17 protein-coding genes and 1 tRNA gene are annotated in these 19,476 nt (G+C 59.8%); 14 read left to right on the top strand and 4 right to left on the bottom strand.

The window, feature by feature from the left end; translation table 11 throughout:
- Window positions 1-96 precede the first annotated feature (96 nt).
- Window positions 97-1,071, bottom strand: a complete 975-nt coding sequence (locus M6D32_RS26480; protein ID WP_298261937.1) for a TAXI family TRAP transporter solute-binding subunit — start codon at window positions 1,069-1,071, stop codon at window positions 97-99.
- 74 nt (window positions 1,072-1,145) lie between these two features.
- On the opposite strand from M6D32_RS26480, the gene M6D32_RS26475 reads away from it, so the two are divergent.
- From M6D32_RS26475 to M6D32_RS26450, 6 genes are all read left to right on the top strand, one after another.
- Window positions 1,146-2,108: a tripartite tricarboxylate transporter substrate binding protein gene (locus M6D32_RS26475; RefSeq protein WP_298261935.1), complete on the top strand. Its 963-nt coding sequence runs from the start codon at window positions 1,146-1,148 to the stop codon at window positions 2,106-2,108.
- Between the two features lie 835 nt (window positions 2,109-2,943).
- Window positions 2,944-3,019: transfer RNA gene (locus tag M6D32_RS26470), tRNA-Ile, on the top strand.
- Between the two features lie 259 nt (window positions 3,020-3,278).
- On the top strand, window positions 3,279-4,208 hold the full coding sequence (locus tag M6D32_RS26465; RefSeq protein ID WP_298261933.1) for a site-specific DNA-methyltransferase: 930 nt from the start codon (window positions 3,279-3,281) through the stop codon (window positions 4,206-4,208).
- A 52-nt stretch (window positions 4,209-4,260) separates the two neighbouring features.
- A complete protein-coding gene (locus M6D32_RS26460; protein ID WP_298261931.1) occupies window positions 4,261-5,493 on the top strand; it encodes a hypothetical protein in 1,233 nt (410 codons plus the stop codon).
- Complete coding sequence (locus tag M6D32_RS26455) at window positions 5,483-7,273, top strand: DEAD/DEAH box helicase (protein WP_298261929.1); 1,791 nt, start codon at window positions 5,483-5,485, stop codon at window positions 7,271-7,273. Before M6D32_RS26460 ends, M6D32_RS26455 begins: the two co-directional genes overlap by 11 nt.
- Window positions 7,273-8,151: a DUF3883 domain-containing protein gene (locus tag M6D32_RS26450; protein ID WP_298261927.1), complete on the top strand. Its 879-nt coding sequence runs from the start codon at window positions 7,273-7,275 to the stop codon at window positions 8,149-8,151. The genes M6D32_RS26455 and M6D32_RS26450 overlap by 1 nt, the downstream gene beginning before the upstream one ends.
- A gap of 152 nt (window positions 8,152-8,303) precedes the next feature.
- Here the strand turns inward: M6D32_RS26450 and M6D32_RS26445 are convergent, their stop codons facing one another.
- Window positions 8,304-8,462, bottom strand: coding sequence for a hypothetical protein (locus tag M6D32_RS26445; RefSeq protein WP_298261925.1), 159 nt, complete (start codon window positions 8,460-8,462; stop codon window positions 8,304-8,306).
- A gap of 288 nt (window positions 8,463-8,750) precedes the next feature.
- On the opposite strand from M6D32_RS26445, the gene M6D32_RS26440 reads away from it, so the two are divergent.
- The 5 genes from M6D32_RS26440 (at window position 8,751) to M6D32_RS26420 (ending at window position 13,381) form a co-directional block, all read left to right on the top strand.
- Entirely contained in the window at window positions 8,751-9,947 is a 1,197-nt protein-coding gene (locus M6D32_RS26440) for an ABC transporter substrate-binding protein (protein WP_298261923.1), read from the top strand.
- 102 nt (window positions 9,948-10,049) lie between these two features.
- On the top strand, window positions 10,050-10,934 hold the full coding sequence (locus tag M6D32_RS26435; protein WP_298261921.1) for a branched-chain amino acid ABC transporter permease: 885 nt from the start codon (window positions 10,050-10,052) through the stop codon (window positions 10,932-10,934).
- Window positions 10,934-11,932 (top strand): branched-chain amino acid ABC transporter permease, encoded by a 999-nt coding sequence (locus M6D32_RS26430; RefSeq protein ID WP_298261919.1) that lies wholly within the window; start codon window positions 10,934-10,936, stop codon window positions 11,930-11,932. The genes M6D32_RS26435 and M6D32_RS26430 overlap by 1 nt, the downstream gene beginning before the upstream one ends.
- Window positions 11,925-12,677 (top strand): ABC transporter ATP-binding protein, encoded by a 753-nt coding sequence (locus M6D32_RS26425; protein WP_298261917.1) that lies wholly within the window; start codon window positions 11,925-11,927, stop codon window positions 12,675-12,677. The genes M6D32_RS26430 and M6D32_RS26425 overlap by 8 nt, the downstream gene beginning before the upstream one ends.
- A complete protein-coding gene (locus M6D32_RS26420; protein ID WP_298261915.1) occupies window positions 12,674-13,381 on the top strand; it encodes an ABC transporter ATP-binding protein in 708 nt (235 codons plus the stop codon). Before M6D32_RS26425 ends, M6D32_RS26420 begins: the two co-directional genes overlap by 4 nt.
- Before the next feature lie 147 nt (window positions 13,382-13,528).
- On the opposite strand, the gene M6D32_RS26415 is transcribed toward M6D32_RS26420, so the two are convergent.
- The gene (locus M6D32_RS26415) at window positions 13,529-15,067 is read right to left on the bottom strand and encodes a winged helix-turn-helix domain-containing protein (protein WP_298261914.1); all 1,539 of its coding nucleotides are present in this window, start codon (window positions 15,065-15,067) and stop codon (window positions 13,529-13,531) included.
- On the opposite strand from M6D32_RS26415, the gene M6D32_RS26410 reads away from it, so the two are divergent.
- From M6D32_RS26410 to M6D32_RS26400, 3 genes are all read left to right on the top strand, one after another.
- Window positions 15,067-16,314: a methyltransferase gene (locus M6D32_RS26410; protein WP_298261912.1), complete on the top strand. Its 1,248-nt coding sequence runs from the start codon at window positions 15,067-15,069 to the stop codon at window positions 16,312-16,314. The two genes, M6D32_RS26415 and M6D32_RS26410, sit on opposite strands and share 1 nt — an antisense overlap.
- A complete protein-coding gene (locus M6D32_RS26405; protein ID WP_298261910.1) occupies window positions 16,311-17,519 on the top strand; it encodes an ABC transporter substrate-binding protein in 1,209 nt (402 codons plus the stop codon). The genes M6D32_RS26410 and M6D32_RS26405 overlap by 4 nt, the downstream gene beginning before the upstream one ends.
- Before the next feature lie 187 nt (window positions 17,520-17,706).
- Window positions 17,707-18,171 carry a TlpA disulfide reductase family protein gene (locus M6D32_RS26400; protein ID WP_298261976.1) on the top strand — a complete coding sequence of 155 codons (465 nt, stop codon included), beginning with the start codon at window positions 17,707-17,709 and terminating at the stop codon, window positions 18,169-18,171.
- A gap of 80 nt (window positions 18,172-18,251) precedes the next feature.
- On the opposite strand, the gene M6D32_RS26395 is transcribed toward M6D32_RS26400, so the two are convergent.
- On the bottom strand, window positions 18,252-19,361 hold the full coding sequence (locus M6D32_RS26395) for a trypsin-like peptidase domain-containing protein (protein ID WP_298261908.1): 1,110 nt from the start codon (window positions 19,359-19,361) through the stop codon (window positions 18,252-18,254).
- Window positions 19,362-19,476: the final 115 nt, after the last annotated feature.

The raw sequence follows: 19,476 nt of genomic DNA, 5'->3' as shown, positions 1-19,476 counted from the left end.
GTAGGCCCCGGATCAGCGACGCATCGCCATAGCGTGTCGAAGACGCTCGTGAAAGCGCTAATGGCGCTGCGTTGTGTCCGGGGCACGAGTTTCCCCTCACTGTTTCGCCACGCCGATCTCGCGCAGATATTTCATCACGCCGGGATGGATCAGTGACGGATCGGGCGCGGCTGCGAGCGTGTTCGCCGCCGTGGTCTCGCAGGCCTGCGGCTGCTTCCTGCAGAGCGCCGCCTCGTTGGCGTGCAAGTTACGGATCAGCCGATAGGCGATGTCATCGGAAAGGTCAGCGCGCGCCAGCACGAAGCTCCACGACCCCAGCGAATCGATCGGCGCTGTCTGGTTCGGATAGCTGCCGGGGGGAATGGTCATGGCTTTAAGGAAAGGATGCCTGGCGCGAACCTTCGCGATCTCGTCCGCCGTCGGCGCGATGAAACGCGCGCCGGCGGGGCTTTTCGCCATCGCCATGAAGCCGGGCCAACCGCTGCCTGCGCCCCACAGCGCCGCGGCCCGCCCATCGAGCACCATCGCCGGCCCGTCGCCGGCATGATCGAGATAGATCGACTTGAAGTCCTCGTCCTGCTTCAAGCCGAGCCCATCGAGGATGAAGCGCGACATCACCGGAAGGCCCGAGCCTTTCGCGCCGAAAGCAATAGGCTGACCGACCAGGTCCTGGATCGTCTTGTAGGGACTGTCGGCGCGCACCACGAACATGCCCGGGCTCGAATACATCGCGACCAGAATCTTCAAGGATGTCACCGGCCGCTTGATGCCCTTGAAGGCTTCATAGGCGGGCTCGCCCGCGACAAGCCCGAGATCGAGTTGGCCTGCTTCGAGCAGCGGAATGTTCTCGTAGCTGCCTTTGGTGTTGCGCGGCTCGATCACAAGCGTCGGATCGGCGCGGTTCATCACTGACGTGAAATTGCCGCCGAACAGCGGAAAGCCGCCGCCAGGTGTCGCCGTCCCCAGGCTGATCGTGGTCTTTGAAATGGCCTTGCCTCCCTCTTGCGCCGCCGCGCCGCCGGCGAGCAACAGCAGCAGAACCCCGGCACCTACCGCACGCGTGATCGACATCAAACGCACCCTTTCACATTTCAGCCAAGCCCATGTATGAAAGCATACGCTTGGTAGTGCATGGAGTGACAGTCATGAAAGGGTTGCGCGCGGCGATCATCGGCCTTGTGGGCCTAGTGGCCAGTGGGCCTGCCTTCGCCGCCGATTATCCGAGCCGCCCGGTGCGCTGGCTGATCGGCTTTTCCGCCGGCGGCCCGGTCGATGTGGTGGCGCGCATCATGGCGAATTGGCTGTCGGAGCATTTCGGCCAGCAATTCGTGGTGGAGAACCGTACCGGTTCCGGCGGCAATATCGCGGCGGCCGCCGGCATCAACTCGCCTCCCGATGGCTACACGCTGCTGTTTGTCGCGCCCAACAACGCGATCTCGACCTCGCTCTACAAGCACCTGTCTTACGATTTCCTGCGCGACACCGTGCCCGTCGCCAGCATCATGCAGTTGCCCAACATGCTGGTCGTCTCCAACGCCATGCCGGTGAAGACGGTCAAGGAATTCATCGACTACTGCAAGGCCGATCCGAGCAAGGTGAACTACGCGTCCTCGGGCTATGGCACGTCGGTGCACATGTCCGGCGAACTGTTCAAGGCCATGACCGGCTGCAACATGCTGCATGTGCCTTACCGCGGATCGGCGATCGCCTATCCCGACATCATTTCCAACAAGGTGCAGTTGATCTTCGACAACATGCCGGCGGCGCTGGCGCAATCGCGCTCCGGCACGGTGCGCGCGATCGGCGTCACCTCGCCAAAGCGCTGGCCCGGCTTCCCCGACATTCCAGCGATCGCCGAAACCGTGCCGGGATTTGAATCGGTCGGCTTCTACGGCATCTCCGCGCCGAAGGGCACGCCGCCGGAAATCGTCGATGCCCTCAACAAGGCGGTCGGCGAAGCCTTGAAGGATCCCAAGATCATCGAGCAGCTCGTCACGCTCGGCGGCATCCCGAAGCCGATGACGCCGGCCGAATTCGGCAAGCTGGTTGCTGACGAGACCGCGAAATGGCGCAAGGTGGTCGAGTTCGCGGGCGTGTCGGTGGATTGAGCTTGGCGTCATTTCACTCCTCGTCATTCCGGGATGGTCCGAAGGACCAGACCCGGAATCTCGAGATTCCGGGCTCGCTCGCTTCACTCGCGCCCCGGAATGACGACGCTCCACACACACCTTTACCTTCCAGCGGCGCGATCCGCGCCCGGGTGATGCACGATCCTGCCCTCGGAAATGAAGGGCGCGGGGAATGCCGGGCGCGCCAGCGCCCCCATAGACTCGCGTGTAAGGAAAAACACGCAAGCGTTTGCTACAGGTTCGCCGGAATCGCCCGGCATTCCCCGCGCAATGGTTTGAACGACTTATTCCACGCTCTTCCCGGCGATCGGGCTTTTTGTCACCGTCCCCGCGCAATGCGATAGCATTGTCGCGAGTTGACGTCAGCGTCGAGACGTCAGTTGCCCGCTTTCCGAAGTTCGTGCGCAATTGGCGGCCCCACTTTCACGAACTTCGGAAAGCTAAGGGCAACTGCAATATTTGATTCCAGTGCCGCTTGCGATTTTGAAGTTCCAAAAGGGAATCGCGGCAAACTCTGGAGGAACTTCAAAATCGGCGGCACTGGTACCACGTGGCTTCGTCGTACGCCTCGCATGCGCTCGTCTGTCGCATGTGAGGCGTCCACCGCATCCCGCACTCAGCGTCCGTGACGATCGCGAAACGCCCCTTTGAGAGGAGGCGGGACGCGAATCGGGATATTCCTGTTTCTACCCCGTCGTCAAGCAAATTTCGGAAAATCAGAAATTGATTTTGCGGCCGCGAAACCCGGCATTGCCGGATCGGCTCGCGCATTGTAATTGATCGGTCGCAACCGCCAGCCGCTTTCAGCTCGCGGGGGCCTGTAGCTCAATGGTTAGAGCCGGCCGCTCATAACGGTCTGGTTCCTGGTTCGAGTCCAGGCAGGCCCACCAATAAGATCAAATACTTGCATAAGCCATTTTGCCGGCGGACGGACCTGTGTTGGCCGATGGATACTGGGTGCCGAGGCCCCTCGCGCCGGCGTCATGGGTATTCAAGGCGCGGGGACATCTTGAGCGTTTAGTCGGGGCAGCAATCCAAATCGCCTGCGACGCCGGAACGCTCCACCCAAAATGCATAGGGATTGCCGAGGACTCTGGATCTAATGGATCCGAAAGTGTATATGCTTGCTTAAACGAAAGAACATTAGGCATGACCGTCAGCGTAAAGCTCCTGAAGAACGTCCCGAGTAAGATCGACTCTCGGGACAACATTATCTGGAATCGCGATGTAGCGAGCGTTTTGCACAAACTGCCCGAAAAGCCGTTATTCGATCTTGTGATCACATCGCCTCCGTACAACATCGGCAAGCGATATGAGGAGCGGATTAAGCTCGAAGACTACACGGCGTGGCACGAAGCGCTGATTGAATCCATTGTTTGCAGAACCAAGTCTACTGGCAGCATATGCTGGCAGGTCGGCAACTACATCGAGAGCGGATCAATTTATCCGTTGGACTACCTGTTTCACCCGATCTTTGCGAGGCATGGTCTAAAACTGAGAAATAGAATTGTCTGGCACTATGGTCACGGACTACACCAGAAGCGACGCTTTAGCGGGCGCTACGAAGTAGTGCTTTGGTACACCAAGTCGGATGACTACATTTTTGATCTCGACGCAGTCCGTGTGCCGCCAAAGTATCCAGGTAAACGTGCCTTTCGCGGGCCGAAGGCGGGACAATTGTCGGGTAACCCTCGAGGAAAAAATCCGGAAGATGTCTGGGAGGTGCAAAATTCGACTTACGACATATGGAATATTCCGAATGTTAAAGCGGGGCATGTAGAGAAAACCGAACACCCCTGCCAATTCCCCGTCGGCCTAGTCGAGCGACTCATCCTTGCGCTCACACAGAAATCCGACGTTGTTTTCGACCCGTTCACCGGCACCGGCTCCACTGGGGTTGCTGCGCTTCTGCACAAGCGGCGCTTTCTAGGCTGCGAGCTTGACTCTGATTATGCACAACTCGCATACTCTAGGTTGATAAGGACCGTGGACGGCCAAGAGCGTTTTCGCTCTCACGCAAAGCCTGTATTCGATCACCGGCTGTCACCCTTGTCACGCCTTCCCGAAGCCGCCGAGTGATGCCTCCCGCGCGCAATCGAGAAGCGGCACGGGAGGATGACGGTGGGAAAACATGCTAGAGCTAGGTTGGCCGCTGCCAAGGCGCAGGGAGTTCCTCAAGGAGAAATCATCCGAGAAATCGGATCAGACGCATCCCGTCCCCTTCCAGGGAAAGATGCAGTATCTACCCATTCATCAGGTCCCGCTTGGACTACCGCTTTATCGGCTGGAAAACGGGCGAACGACCGGCAAGCAAGCCGAATACCTTTCAGCCCATCCTGAGGTTTCAAAGGAATTTTTTCGTTTAGACAACGAGTCCGCTACTGCTCAGAAGGCTCAACATAAAATTCTGACGGAATTGGCGAGCGGCCCAAAGAATCTCTTCAAAGAATTCGAAACTGAACCTCAGATAGAACCCATCATTCTGACTTCACTTGGCTACGTCGTGAACGGCAATCGGCGCTTAAGTACGTGGCGCGACTTGTACGATTCTGATGCATCAAAATATGATCGCTTCCGAAATATTCAGGTTGTGATCCTGCCTCTGGTCGATGACAAAGAGATCGACCGCGTTGAGGCGGACCTCCAGCTAAAGGAGGACCTAAAGGCAGACTATAGTTGGACAGCCACCGCCCTTATGATGCGGGAGAAGATGTCTCGGTATGGGTATGACGAAGATGAACTCGTCGCCCTATATACTCGTGATAAGAAAGACCTGATCGAACTACTCGATAGTTTGGACTACGCGGAACAATATCTCGCGGCCCGCGATATACCGAGCAAATATTCAGAAGTAGACGCGAAGGAATACGCATTCATTCAGATGGTGCGTACCCGAAAAAGGTGGAAAGCCTCCGAGGCACAGAAAGAGGTCTTTGAGAAATCTGCTTTCTGTCTGACAGATGAGGCTGGAGAAGGCAAACGTATTTACTCCGAAATACCTAAGCTCGCCGATCACCTAGGCGAAGTGGTCGAAAGCCTCTCGGACGAATTTGAAATTGAAATTAAGGGCGCAGAAGAAAACACTGCTTTGGCGAAAGTTGCCGAGGCTCTTGACAAGAAGGAGAACTTTGAGACAGCGCGCATTGTCATCCGTGATGCTATTGAAGCCGCCGTTCATGCGAAGAAGAACCAAAAGAAGAAGGACTATGTCGTTTCGACGGTTCAAAAGGCGCGTTCTTTACTGTCCGATGCAAAGGCCAGCATCGAGCCGGAATCCGCGAAAAACGGCATTTCTCAGACCTTAGACGACATAGAGGCGCTGGTTGAAGACTTCCGCGCTTGGGCGGCGGATAATGGCGAATGAGCTTCTCGTTTCTTACGAACGCGAGTATCGACGCGCGACGTTAGATTATAGCGGCGATGCTAGCGTTTGGCCGCGCATCCGGCGCGCCTGCCAAGACAAATCTGATCAATGCGAAATTTCTGGAGCCAGTTCCGTTCGCTTGCCCTGGTGGACGTTCCTGGCCGCACGAAGCGACATTGAGTTTCTTGCCAAGCGATACAACTTCGCAATTCGCGCAGGAGCAGGAACTGAGGACAAACTTTCTGAAGCGCAAGACAACACCCGCCAATATGTAGCAGCTAAGACTGCACAGCCCACAGATAACGCGCTGTTGAAACGGAGATTGGCCGACGCCGGATTCGTCCGCGGACTCACGGAACAACAGGAACGGAACGTCGCGAAACTGACGGCATTGGCATCCGGGGCCTCCTTTTCAGTGCCGGGGGCAGGAAAGACTACCGAAGCACTGGCGCTTTATGCGTATCGCAGAAAGCCCGACTCTCGCCTATTGGTTATCTGCCCAAAAAATGCATTCGCCGCGTGGGAGGAGCAGCTAACGGAATGCTTGCCTGGAGAGAAACAATTTGAGCGTCTTCGGGGCGGCAAGGCCGCCATACAACGATTGCTGGCGGACAAGTCGCCTCAGAAAGCTCTGCTTTCCTATCATCAGTTGCCGAACGTCATCAATCTGATCGCGGACTATATTGACCAGTCACATTCATTTCTTTTTTTGGATGAGTCACACAAAATTAAAAGAGGATTCACTGGGAAAATAGGTAACAACATCCTTTCAGCATCTGAATTGCCTCGTACCAAATTGATTATGAGCGGCACGCCGATGCCCAACGAAATTGCGGACCTCGTGCCTCAATTTCGATTCCTGTTCCCAGAGGTCCCAGCCGATGAAGATAACGTGGAAGAATACATTAAGCCGATCTATGTGCGAACCACTAAAGACGAACTGAACCTTCCAGAGGTAAAGCACGTTCTCAAGCGGATTCCGCTAAGACCGTCACAACATGCCCTGTATGAATTGCTTCGCTCTGAGGCCGCTCGTCAGGCAAGAGGTATGTCTGCACGCGACAGGATGTTATTGAGACGAGCAGGACAGAGCGCCCTACGGCTACTGCAACTCGTGACCAATCCCGCACTTTTGTCGCGCGTTCCCTTCGAACATCAAGACTTGCTTGCGGATGTTCTGGGTGAAGGCGACAGTCCCAAGCTAGAGTATGCTTGCTTCCGTGCGCGGCAATTGGCATTCGAAGGCAAGAAAACGATTATTTGGTCGAGCTTCGTTGATAATGTTGAGCTTGTAGCCAAGCGGCTTGTTGATCTTGGAGCCGAATATATACACGGCGGCGTCGATGCTGGCGACGAAGAAGAGGAAGGGACCAGAGAGCAAAAGATCAAACGCTTCCATGAAGACGAGAATTGCTTTGTACTAGTTGCAAATCCAGCGGCTTGCGGCGAAGGCATCAGCCTTCATACGGTGTGCCATAACGCAATTTATCTCGACCGCAACTACAATGCTGCACAGTTTCTTCAGTCCCAAGATCGAATTCACCGTCTGGGACTAAGGCCGAATGAGATTACCTACGTAGATATTCTCATAGCTCCCAACACTATCGACGATTCCGTTCAACGCAGGCTCGACGCAAAAATTCGCAACATGGCGCGGGTCTTGGATGACAAATCTCTAAAGGTCGAGCCGGAAGTAGTAGACTTGGACTCTGACGGCTTCAATTCTGAAGACCTTGCCGATTTTATCACGCATCTTTCGGATGTTTCGGAGGACGCCTGATGTTTTCGGTCGGCGTTCTGTATTCAAGTCAAACCCTCTTGGAGGTTGTCGATCAGGGGCGGGTCGATTCAGCGAATTTTGCAACGAGCTTTGCAAGGATTGGCGTCGCCGATGGCAAGGTAGTCTTGGAGACCGCTCAGAATTGCCGTTGGCTTCGGATATTGGAAGATGGAGCCATTCGATTAACAGAGCGGGGAGGACAGTTGAGGTCAATAGTGTCGCCGGAGGCATGTCTGAGAGAACAATTATACGACGTGCTCATGGCGACACCCCCTGCCTGGTCCAGGAAGATGGTCCAAGGACGCTTCGAAGCCCTCCAAGCAATGCCCGATGACACTCGTCAATGCTTCAAGGACTGCGGCCTGACTGATGGATCAGATGACGATACAGTTACTTGGTGGGATCGCGCCACAAGCAGCCTACGGTCTGAGCGTTCGCGGCTACTAAATATTGTTGGCCGTAGGGCTGAGAAGCTTTCCCTTGGCTATGAGCGGTTACGAACCGGCAAAGAACCGCTCTGGCAAGGGTTCGAGACAAATAGGGCTGGCTTCGATGTTTTGTCGGTTGTGGATGCAACGACTGACAAGCGGCTTAAAATCGAAGTAAAGGGCAGCAGCATGAGAAAGAGCGAGGCGTCATTCTTCGTTACACGTAACGAATGGAATACGGCGACGACCTCTAACGCGTTTCAATTCCACCTTTGGCTGGTCCGCGACTCTGCACCAAAGCTATTCGTCGTTCCTGCGGGTGACGTAAAGCCACACATTCCCGTTGACTCAGGCTCTGGTCAGTGGACAGGAGCCGAATTGTTTTTTCGAGATTTTGGAGCATTCGAAATCGCCTCTCCTTCCCCGACAGCGGTGATGGCAACTCGATAACAATTTCGCCAATTCGTTCACAGTAGCTACAGATCGGCTCGGCTTGATGGTTTCCGGTTACTTCTAGGATTCGTCTCAATCGGCCATTTGTCGAGCACGTGTCCAACTGGCACCGTTCGCTTTTCAAAAGCCGCAGCGGTTAATGGACCTCCCTAGACCGCGCCGGTGCGCGGCGCGGCAAAAGCGAGCAAGGCATCGGTTACCGGCGTGAGCGTGATGTCGGTGTGCTCCTGACGAGCCACCCAGGTATGGCCACCCTTGCCATTCCAGAAGGAAAGCATGTCTGAGTTGATCTCTTCGGGGGCGGCCAAGCGGATCCTCCTGATCGAGCGCACAGATTGCAGGATTGCAAAGTGGACTGCAATCGACACCACGGCCGGCGCCGAAAATCTCGGACAAAAGGCGTATTGCGGTCGGATTGACCCACCCTGACCTTGGGCTCATGATCGCCTCACGCACTCAACCCGGTCGCGCGGGCTCGCGGAGCACGCTGGGCGGGAGCATATCCATGCGGACTGGCGCCTCTAGCGTTCGGCCGCAGAACAAAACGAGGTTGATGCGTAAAGACAATCGCCAAAAGATGACAAGGGAGGATGCCTATGAAGATGCAGCGCCTTCTATTGGGAATTTTTGCCGCAAGTCTTGTCCCGGCCGCGGCGGCAGCCGCCGATACGATCAAGATCGGTTATCCGATGCCCCTGTCCGGCCCCGCTTCGGTTTATGGCGTGCCGGTCGTCAAGGGCGCCGAGATGGCCGTCAGTGAAATCAATGCAAGCGGCGGCGTGCTCGGCCGCAAACTGGAACTGCTGACGCGCGACAGCAAGGCCAGCGCCGATGAGGCGGTTCGGCTCGCGCGCGAACTGATCATCAAGGACAACGTCGACTTCCTGGTCGGAACATTGACCTCCGCGGAAGCGCCGGCGGTATCGACCATCGCCAAGGAAAACAAGATCGTTTTCATCGCTCCGACCTCGAAGACCGTCCAGCTCACCTCGCCGGCCAACCTGCATCCCTATATTTTCCGCCTCGCTTCCAACACCGACATTGACGGCCGTACCGGCGCCGCGATCATTGCCGGCTGGAAAGACGTGAAACGGGTCGCGACCATCGCGCCCGATTATGCCTATGGCCGCGACGCCGTCACCGCCTTCGTCGACTACATCAAGAAGGCGCGGCCCGACATCGAGATCGTCGATCAGCAATGGCCGAAGCTCGGCCAGAGCGACTTCACGCCGTTCATCAACGCACAGATGGCCAAGAAGCCCGATGCGGTCTTCTGCGATGTCTACGGCGGCGACTTCGTCACCTTCGCCAAGCAGGCGGGCCCGCTCGGCTACTTCAAGGCGATCAACAACCGCATGGCCGATTCCGGCGAGGTTGGAGCGACGGATGAAGCCCTGGCGCTGGGCAACGACTATCCCTACGGCATCTGGTCCGACGCCTACGACCCGGTCATCTGGCCGGAAAACGAGCCCGCCGCGCACAAGGCTTTCATCGAGCGCCTCAAGGCCTACACCAAGGAGAAATATGCCTCCGGCTGGGCGATCATGGGCTACGCCTCCATCTTCGCCCTGACCGAGGGGATCAAGAAGGCCGGCAGCACCAATTCGGACAAGGTAGCAAAGGCGCTGCTCGGGCTCTCCTTCGACACCCCGATCGGCAAGCTCACCTTCAACGAAAAGACTCATGAGACCGACATGGGCGAGTTCTGGGGCCAGATGGTCAAGGACGACCGCTACCCCTTCGCCGTCATGAAGAACCCCAAATATCTCTCTCAGGGGCCGTATACAAACTGACGGCACGCATCAGCGGAGACGACGGGAACACGCAACTCGCGCGGCGCGGCCGCGCGCTCGTTGTCTCCGCGCCGCGGCGTGAACCGTGCAAAGGGCTGGGCAATGTTCGAGGTGTCGTTCCTGTTCGGGCAATTTCTCGGTGGTCTCACCACCGCGATGTTTCTGTTCCTGATCGCATCGGGACTGTCGCTCGTGTTCGGCGTGATGCGCGTGCTCAATTTTGCGCACGGCTCCTTCTTCATGATCGGCGCGTATCTCGCCTGGCAGGCCGTGCAGTGGCTCGCACCCGCATTGCACAGCTTCTGGCTCGCAGCGCTCGCCGCGGCGCTGGGCGTCGCGCTGCTCGGCGGGTTGATCGAACGCCTGTTGTTGCGCCATATCTATGGGCGCGAGGAGCTCTACCAATTGCTCCTCACCTACGCGTTGGTCCTGATCCTGGGTGATGCCGCCAAGATCATCTGGGGCACCCAGCAGCTCTCGGTGTCGCGACCGCCGATGCTGGCCGGCGGCTTCCAGGTCCTTGGCGCCACGCTGCCGACCTACAATCTGTTCATCATGCTGACCGGCGTGGCGATCGCCGTTGCCGGCTGGTTTGTGCTCACACGCAGTCCGGCCGGACGGATGGTGCGCGCCGCCGCGCTCGATCGCGAAATGCTCGGCGCGCTCGGCGCCAACGTCGGTGCGCTCTATACCGGCATGTTCGTTGCAAGCTCGTTCCTCGCGGGCCTGTCCGGCGCTCTGGTCACGCCAATCCAGAGCATCGTGCCGGGAATGGACGTCGAAGTCATCGTCGAGGCGTTTATCGTCGTGGTGATCGGCGGTCTCGGGTCGTTCTGGGGCACGTTTTGGGGCTCGGTCATCTACGGCCAGGTGCTCTCGTTCGGCATCCTGATCTTGCCCGGCTTCTCGCTGTTCTCGGTGTTCGCGCTGATGGCAGTCATCCTGATTGTCCGCCCCTGGGGCCTGTTCGGGCGGCCGCTGCGATGATGAAGAAATCTGCCCCCGCTCTGGTCCGGCGCATCCCATGGGTGCTCGTCGTGTTCGTCGCGGCCCTGACCATCCCGTGGGTCGGCAGCCGGTACGATACCTTTCTTGCAACGCAAATCGCGATCAGCGCGCTGTTTGCCATGAGCCTCAATCTGCTGCTCGGCACCACCGGCCTCGTCTCGTTCGGTCACGTCGCCTATTTCGGCATCGGCTCCTATGTCTGCGGCATCCTGATGAAGACTTATGCAGTGCCGTTCTCGATCGCGCTGCCGGCCGCGGCGATCGGAAGCGCCCTCGGTGCGCTGGTGTTCGGCTTCTTCTGCGTGCGCCTCACCAAGATCTATTTCGCCATGCTGACGCTCGCCTTCTCCCAAATCATCTGGGCGATCTGCTACAAATGGAACGATGTCACCGGCGGCGACCAGGGGATTCCCGACGTTCCCTATCCAAATCTGGACTGGATGTCGTCGATCCCGCTGCTCGGCGACCTGCGCATCGCCCAGCAGTTCTACGTGCTGACGCTCATTGTGGTGATGCTGTCGCTGGCGGCGATACAGCGGATCATCGCCTCGCCGTTCGGCCTCATGCTGACGACCATACGGGAGAATCCGGAGCGCGCGGCCTCGATCGGCCTCAACGTGCGCAGGTACGAACTCTCCGCCTTCGTGATCGCGGGCGGCTTCGCCGGCATTGCCGGGGCCCTGTTCGGCATCTTCAACCGCGGCGTCTTTTCCGATTTCGTCTACTGGCCGAAATCGGCCGAGGTGATGATCATGACCATTCTCGGCGGCATCGACCATTTCTGGGGGCCGGTGGTGGGCGCCGCGACGCTTGTGCTGCTCAATCAGGAGATCACATCCTACACCCAATACTGGCCTTTCGTGCTCGGGACCATACTTCTGCTGCTGCTGTTCGTCTTCCCCGGCGGAATTGTCGGTGGCCTGACGACCGGCCTGGAGTGGCTTCGCCGCAAGACGGGGAGGCGTGCCAGTGCTTGAAGTGCACGGCCTCTCGAAATCCTTCGGCGGCTTCCGCGCCGTGTCCGACGTCGACCTGGCCGTGGCCGAGGGCGAGATTGCCGCCGTCATCGGTCCAAACGGCGCCGGCAAATCGACGCTGTTCAGCCTGATCACGGGTCATCTGCAGCCGACCGCCGGCCGTGTGCTCGTCAATGGACGCGACGTCACCGGCGTAGCGCCGTACAAGATCTGCGGCATGGGGCTCGGGCGCTCGTTCCAACACACCAATATCTTTCCGAAGCTCACGGTGCTCGAGAACGTGCGCGCGGCCCTGCTGGCTCATCGCGGCCAGGGACCGAACTTCTGGTCCCGCGCGAACCAGCTCTGCCACGGCGAAGCCGAGGCGCTGCTCGCCTCGATCGGCCTTGCCCCGCAGGCGCGGGCGACCGCCGGCACGCTGTCCTACGGTAATCAGAAGCAACTCGAGCTCGGCATTGCGCTCGCGAGCGATCCCAAGATCCTTCTGCTCGACGAGCCGACCGCGGGCATGTCGGCGAGCGAAACCCATGAGACGATCGCGCTGATCGAGCGCATCGCACGCGAGCGCCGGCTCACGCTTCTCTTCACCGAGCATGACATGGCCGTGGTGTTCTCGATTGCGCACAGGATCGCGGTGATGCATCAGGGGCGCGTCATCGCGCATGGCGATCCCGCGGCGGTGCGTGCCGATGCGCAAGTGCGCCGCGTCTATCTTGGTGACGCGCCGATGGGTCCGCGATCATGAGTGCACTGCTGGAACTGGAGGACGTGCATGCCGCCTACGGGCTGAGCCGCGTGCTGTTCGGCATTTCGATCGAGGTCAACGAAGGCGAATGCGTCTGCCTGCTCGGCCGCAACGGCGTCGGCAAGACCACCACGATGCGTTCCGTCATGGGGCTGACACCGCCCAGCGCCGGCCATGTCCGCTTCAAGTCACGCGACATCACCGGCTGGCCACCACACCGCATCGCCCGCGCCGGCATCGGCTTCGTGCCGGAAGATCGCCGCATCTTTGCCGAGCTGTCGGTCTGGGAGAATCTCGACGTCGCCCAGAGAGCCGCCGCGCGGCCCGGACGCTGGACGATCGAGTCGGTGATCGACCTGTTCCCCGTGCTCGGCAGGCTGCATGACCGGCAAGGCGGCTTTCTCTCGGGAGGCGAACAGCAGATGCTGACCATCGCCCGCACCCTCGTGGGCAATCCCGAGTTGCTGCTGCTGGACGAGCCGTCGGAGGGGCTCGCGCCGCTCGTGGTCGAGGCGCTGCTCGCCAAGATCGGCGAATTGAAGGCACAGGGCCTGACCATTCTCCTGGCAGAGCAGGGCATCGAATTCTCGCTCGCACTTGCCGACCGCGTCTACGTGCTGGAGAAGGGCGCGGTGCGCTTTGCCGGCTCCTCCGCCGCGCTGAGGTCCGACCGCAACGTGCTCGATCAGTTGCTGATGGTGTGACGCCGATTCCAGCGCGGCGGAGGCTTATCGGGATTCAATCAGCGAGCGTCTACGTCAGGCGCGAAAGCGAAACCGCAAGGCCGCCATTGCAGCCCATTTACGGGAAGTCCAGGAGATCGAGGATACCTCCGTGCTAGAAGCGCCCGGCTAGGCCTCCCGCAAACCTGCTTTTCTCAGACCCTCGAACACGCGCGAGCCCGGCAAGATCTGGTGATCGGCGAGCAAGCGCCGGCCGAATGTCGTGAGTGTCTCGTGTGGCCGGCATCGTGTGAAGTCACGCAATGCGCTTCGCGCATGCACGTCGTCGCCCAACAAGGCGTAAGCTGAGGCGAGATAGGCCAATGCAGGCGGCAACGGGTTGACGGCGATCGACTCGTTCAACCAGCCGATGGCTTCGGTGATCTCGCCGAACTTCAAATGCCCGATGCCGACCCCGTACAGCCAGTTTGCCAGCACCGATTCTCTCGGGCTGATGCGGCGCGCCAGCGCCAATCCTTCGTGCATTCTTGCAAATCGGCTGGCGCCCCGGTCGAGCAGATGCCGCGTGAAGCAGCGCTCGGCATGAGCCGGCGCCAGACTGGGACTGAGTTGGACCGCCTTGTCGAAGGCCGCAAGCGCCGTCTTAGGCTGCTGCTTCACCCGCAAAACCAGTCCTTTGACGTGATGGGCATAGCCGAGCCTTGGATTGATCTCGATGGAACGCGTGACCTGCTCATCGGCGAGACGAACCTGGCTGGCCGGATCGTGGCTCCAACGGCAAAGCGTGTCCGAAATGTGAGTTTGCGCAAGGCCTGCGAGCGCTTCTGCGCACCGGCAATCCAGATCGAGTGCCCGCTCAAGGAAGCCGCGCGCCCTCGCAAGATTTTGTGGCGAACGCGGACGATAGAGAAAAGCAAATCCCAACTTCAGTAGATCGTCTGCGTCCAGCGTGTCGGGCCGCCCCAGGCCGCGACGGCGCTCGATCTCGGCAAATTCAAGATCGATGCCCCGGAGAATGCGCGCCATCACCTCGTACTCGAAGCCAGAGATATCCAAAAGGACACCCTCGAAGCGATCGACCCACACCGGGTCACCAGTCGCTGCGTCCGTCATCTGAAAATCGACGCGCATCTTGTCATCGTCCTGGCGGAGGCTGCCGCGAACGACATATGCCAGGCCGAGCCGGCCCGCGACCTCATGCGCGTTTGCGCGCTCGTTGTGATATTGGACGCGCGCGCCAATGACGTTTTTGAGTTCCGTTCTGAGGGTATCCGAAAGCGCCGCCGCGCAGTGGCTGACATCGCGTCCGTTTCCGACAGCGGCCAAGGGAAGCGCGAGTATCCCGCTCCGCGCGGACGCTCTCACGGATGACACTCGCGACGAACAAAATTTATACCCCGCGCCCCTGACAGTGACGATGATGCGCGGTCTTTTGACGTCGCATTCAATCTTGCGGCGTAACCTTGCAATCAGGTTATCGACGCTTCGATCGAACGCAGCGGCGTTTCGGCCACTTACCGCATCAAGCAGTTGCTCTCGCGACAAGACATGGTCGGGACGACGCGCGAGCGCAACCAAGAGGGCAAACTCGCCATGGGTCAGTCCGACGTCGCGCCCGGCCGCGTCGACGAGCGAGTGGCCGGCTACATCGAGCACCATCCCATCAAAGTGGACAGTCTCGGGCGTATTCGACAGGCGTCCTTGCATTGGACCAATCCCGTGCCGCAGGGCCGGCAAGCCCGGAAACGCAGGTTAGCACAACTTTCGAACGATGGCAGCAGGGCCAACGCAACGAGATCATCGCCGCCTCAATCCTGACCGGCCCTCTGCGACAAACCATTTACATGGCTGTGCTCACCTTGATGCCTGTAATCCGGTGCTTGGAGGGCCGACAGATGTTTGACGCCAACGCGGATGACGCGGCGAGGCTGCGCGGAATGATCTCCGGATACATGATTTCGCAGGTCATTTTCACGACCGCCGCGCTCGAACTGGCCGATCTGCTAGCCGAAACAAGCATGAGTGCCGAAGCGCTCGCGAAAGCGACCGCGACACATCCGGACGCGCTGAAACGACTGCTGCAAGCCCTCTCCGCGCTCGGCCTGGTCGAACAGTCTGAGGGGGGAATGTTCACGCTTGCCGCCCCTGGCGCCTTGCTGCGTTCCGATGCCGCCGGTTCGTTGCGTCCACTTGCACTCATGCAAGGCAGCGAAGGAACCTGGAGGGCATGGGGGGAGCTGCTTCATACGGTGCGCACGGGCGAAACCGCCTTCAATCATGTCTTCGAGATGGGCGCCTTCCAATACCGCAAGCTCCACCCGGAGCGGGCTGCCAAGTTCGACGCGTACATGGCAGCGCTGACACACCGATGGGTACCTGCGATTTTAGCCAGCCATGACTTTTCCCGGGCCCGCAGCATCGTGGATGTCGGCGGCGGCAACGGCGTTTTGCTGAGCGCCATTCTCGCCGCTTTTCCGCAAGCCAAAGGCGTTGTTTTCGACAGTCCAGCCGGAATCGGCGGAGCCGCACCGCGGCTCGAAAAGGCGCGCGTTTCGCAAAACTGCCGCATTGTCGCGGGCGATTTCTTTGACGCGGTCCCCGAAGCCTCCGACACTTACATCCTGAAGAGCGTCCTTCACGATTGGAACGACGAGCAGGCCGTCACAATCCTGAAGAACTGTCGTCGTGCCATGTGTCCGGAGAGCACGCTCGTCGTGATCGAGCGCGTGCTGCCTGAGCGGATCTTGCCGCAAGGCGCTCACCGCGAAATCGTGATGATGGATATGCACATGCTGGTAGCGACGGGCGGCCGCGAGCGCACCGTGTCGCAATACAACGCGATGTTCGCCGCAGCCGGTCTCGCCGCCATCGCGGCAGAGCCGACCCGATCGCCCTTCACCATCATGACCGCCGCGAAAGGTAGTGCGGGCAGTGCCAGCGGAGGCAAGTCATGACCTGCAAGACGAGCCTTGCGATTTCCGTCGCTGCGTTCTTGAGCGCGGCGGCGCCTTGCGCCGGCGCCGAACAGAAGTACGGGCCGGGCGTCACCGACACCGAAATCAAGATCGGTCAGACCATGCCATATAGTGGACCGGTGTCAGCGGCGCGCGTGATCGGCGAAAGCGAGGTCGCCTATTTCAAGATGATCAACCAACACGGAGGTATCAACGGCCGCCGCGTCACGCTGATCTCGCTCGACGATGCGTATAGTCCTTCGAAAACACTGGAGCAGACGCGCCGTCTGGTCGAACAAGACGGTGTGCTGGCGATTTTCGGGTCGTTCGGTACGCCGACCAATGCGGCGATCCAGAGGTATCTCAACTCCAACCATGTACCGCAGCTGTTCATTCAGGCCGGTGCTTCGAGATGGAATGACCCCTCTCATTTTCCATGGACCATTCCGTTCGTCAATCTTCTGCGGTCGGAAGCAAAGGTCTACGGGCAATACATCCTCACCAGCAGTCCACGTGCCCGCGTTGCGATTCTTTATCAAAACGACGACTTCGGTCGCGACTATCTCGAAGGGATGAGGGAAAAGCTTGGCAGCGACGCAGCGCACGCGATCGTCGCGACGGCCGCGTATGAAGCGAGCGATCCGACCATCGATTCGCAGATCCTGACGCTTCACGCCTCGGGGGCGGACACGCTGCTGATCGCGGCGAGCCCGAAGTTCGCCGCACAGGCCATTCGCAAGCTTTCAGAGATCGACTGGCATCCGACCCGATTCCTCGCGGAGGTTTCCGCCTCGGTCACCGCGGTGCTGGCGCCCGCGGGGCTCGACAACTCCACGGGGGTGATGACGACGACCTCCTTCAAGTCTGTCGGCGATCCGCAATGGGCAACCAATCCCGACTATCTCGCCTGGCTCGCTTTCATGCAGAAGTATTATTCAAACGGCAACACCCGCGACGCCTTCGCCTTTACCGGCTACTCCAACGCCACCCTGTTCGCCGAAGTCTTGCGCCGTTGTGGCGACGACCTGACGCGCGAGAATCTCATGGCCGTCGCCACTCATTTGCAAGGTGTTTATTTGCCGGCGCTGCTACCGGGCATCACCGTTAACACCACGCCGGACGACTACGACCCGATCAAGCAAATGCGGCTGCAGCGCTTTGACGGGCGGAAATGGCAACTGCTGCCGGGTGTGTTCGAGGAATAGGCCTTGCGGCTTCGTGCCGAGAGCCGCGGGCGACCATGGCGGCCGATCTCCTTGAACGGACCACCGCCCGAGCGGAGCGCGAAGGCGGGCAGGAACCATCGGCTACGGCTTCAATCTATCCGCTCATTGACAGGCCGGCGCCCGCTTTGACAGCTTGTCTGCGACAGTAAAGGCAAGGAGTGGTTTTGTGGTCGATGCGCCGGAAATCGCAGTATCGCGCTGGTTCAACACCAACGAGCCGCTCACCTTGTCGGCCTTGCGGGGCCGGCCGGTCCTTTTGCATGCGTTTCAGATGCTTTGCCCCGGCTGCGTCGGCCATGGAACGCCACAGACGCAGCGCGCCTTCGAGCTGTTCAAACAATCCGACTTGCAGGTCATCGGGCTGCACACCGTGTTTGAACATCACGAAGCCATGACGCCGGTATCGCTGGAGGCTTTCATTCACGAATACCGGTTGAGCTTTCCGATCGGCGTCGACGAGGCCGGAGAAGGCACGCCGATCCCCGTTACCATGCAGCGATATGGAATGCAGGGAACGCCGACCAGCATTCTGATCGGCCGCGATGGCAGCGTCGTCCATCACGGGTTTGGACAACAAAGCGACATGGCGCTCGGCGCCATCATCGCCGCGGAGCTGGCGGGTCATCGATGACGCGGCCGTGCGGCGCCGCGCGCCCCCTGTCGATCGCCCGGTCGCAGGCATGCGGCCCGCGGAAAAATGGCGGCGGCCGGTCAGCCTCGTCCCTGGCTGAGTTGCGAGACGTCGGCCACGGTCACCTTCACATTGCGGGCCTCTCCGTCGCGTTCGACGGTCAGGCTCACCTGTTTGCCGATTCCAGCATCCTCAAGCGCAGAGGCCAGCTCCTCCATGCTGTGCACAGGCTTGCCGTTGACGTCGGTGATGACATCCTGGACCACGCCATCGGCGGTCGCGCCTTCAATCCCGGCCTTCGCCGCGGGCGAATCGGGTAAGGTTCGCACGATGATGACGCCGTCAATACCGAGGCTCGTCGCCTCGTTCTGCCTGGCCGCCACGATTCCGATGCCCGGCAATGGCACGCGGCCGTTGCGGATCAACTCGCCCGCGACGCGGTTGACGATATCGACGGGGATGGCGAAGCCGATTCCGGCCGAGGCGCCCGAGCGGGAGAGAATGGCCGTGTTCAGGCCGATCAGCCGCCCCGCGCTGTCGAGCAGCGGGCCGCCCGAATTGCCGGGATTGATCGGCGCGTCGGTTTGAATCATCGCCTTGACTTCGTGCGCGCCACCCGACGGCAGGCTGCGGCCGAGCGCACTGACGATCCCGGAGGTCAGGGTCTGGTCGAGCCCATAGGGGTTGCCGATCGCGAACGTGCTCTGGCCGACCTGCAGGTTGGCGGATTCGCCGACGGCGATCGGCTGAAGCGCGGATTTCGGCCGCACCAGTTGCAGTACGGCGAGGTCGTAGTTGGGCGCAGCCCCCACCACGCGAGCCTCGACAAATTCGCCCGACGTGAGCCGAACGCCGATCTGGGCGGTGCCGTTGATGACGTGATTGTTGGTGATCACGTGTCCGGCAACGTCCCAGATGATGCCGGAGCCGGACTGGACGACGCTTTGCTCTTCGTCGGAAAACAGCGAAACCGTCGGCTTGGCCCGCGCGAACACGTGCACCACCGATGGCGATACCTTCTTGAACAGCGCAATCGTCGTCTTTTCGCTCGCGGCAAGATCTCCCCGCGGCGTGACCGCGCGGGGAGACGCTGCGGAAAACCAAAGCGTGGTGAGGTAGGGCTCAAACACCCAGAAGGTTGCCAATATCAGCAGCCAGATGATCGACAAGCGCAGCAAACGAATCGGCACGACAGCCCTCTCCTCGCCGCCTCTCAATTCCAGGCTCGACCCAAGGTTCCCCAACGGCCGGGGCGCAGTCACAGGTGACGATCAACCTCGCGCACGCCAGGCCGCCGACCGGTCG

The sequence above is a fragment of the Bradyrhizobium sp. genome, assembly GCF_027307225.1.
Taxonomy (GTDB): Bacteria; Pseudomonadota; Alphaproteobacteria; order Rhizobiales; family Xanthobacteraceae; genus Bradyrhizobium.
This window is presented reverse-complemented; position numbering and strand designations above follow the sequence as displayed.

What these genes read in the sequence shown, in the direction of transcription:
- M6D32_RS26480 (WP_298261937.1), bottom strand. Translation starts at nt 1,071, where the DNA reads ATGTCGATCACGCGTGCGGTAGGTGCCGGGGTTCTGCTGCTGTTGCTC.
- M6D32_RS26475 (WP_298261935.1), top strand. Translation starts at nt 1,146, where the DNA reads ATGAAAGGGTTGCGCGCGGCGATCATCGGCCTTGTGGGCCTAGTGGCC.
- M6D32_RS26465 (WP_298261933.1), top strand. Translation starts at nt 3,279, where the DNA reads ATGACCGTCAGCGTAAAGCTCCTGAAGAACGTCCCGAGTAAGATCGAC.
- M6D32_RS26460 (WP_298261931.1), top strand. Translation starts at nt 4,261, where the DNA reads ATGCTAGAGCTAGGTTGGCCGCTGCCAAGGCGCAGGGAGTTCCTCAAG.
- M6D32_RS26455 (WP_298261929.1), top strand. Translation starts at nt 5,483, where the DNA reads ATGGCGAATGAGCTTCTCGTTTCTTACGAACGCGAGTATCGACGCGCG.
- M6D32_RS26450 (WP_298261927.1), top strand. Translation starts at nt 7,273, where the DNA reads ATGTTTTCGGTCGGCGTTCTGTATTCAAGTCAAACCCTCTTGGAGGTT.
- M6D32_RS26440 (WP_298261923.1), top strand. Translation starts at nt 8,751, where the DNA reads ATGAAGATGCAGCGCCTTCTATTGGGAATTTTTGCCGCAAGTCTTGTC.
- M6D32_RS26435 (WP_298261921.1), top strand. Translation starts at nt 10,050, where the DNA reads ATGTTCGAGGTGTCGTTCCTGTTCGGGCAATTTCTCGGTGGTCTCACC.
- M6D32_RS26430 (WP_298261919.1), top strand. Translation starts at nt 10,934, where the DNA reads ATGAAGAAATCTGCCCCCGCTCTGGTCCGGCGCATCCCATGGGTGCTC.
- M6D32_RS26420 (WP_298261915.1), top strand. Translation starts at nt 12,674, where the DNA reads ATGAGTGCACTGCTGGAACTGGAGGACGTGCATGCCGCCTACGGGCTG.
- M6D32_RS26415 (WP_298261914.1), bottom strand. Translation starts at nt 15,067, where the DNA reads ATGCAAGGACGCCTGTCGAATACGCCCGAGACTGTCCACTTTGATGGG.
- M6D32_RS26405 (WP_298261910.1), top strand. Translation starts at nt 16,311, where the DNA reads ATGACCTGCAAGACGAGCCTTGCGATTTCCGTCGCTGCGTTCTTGAGC.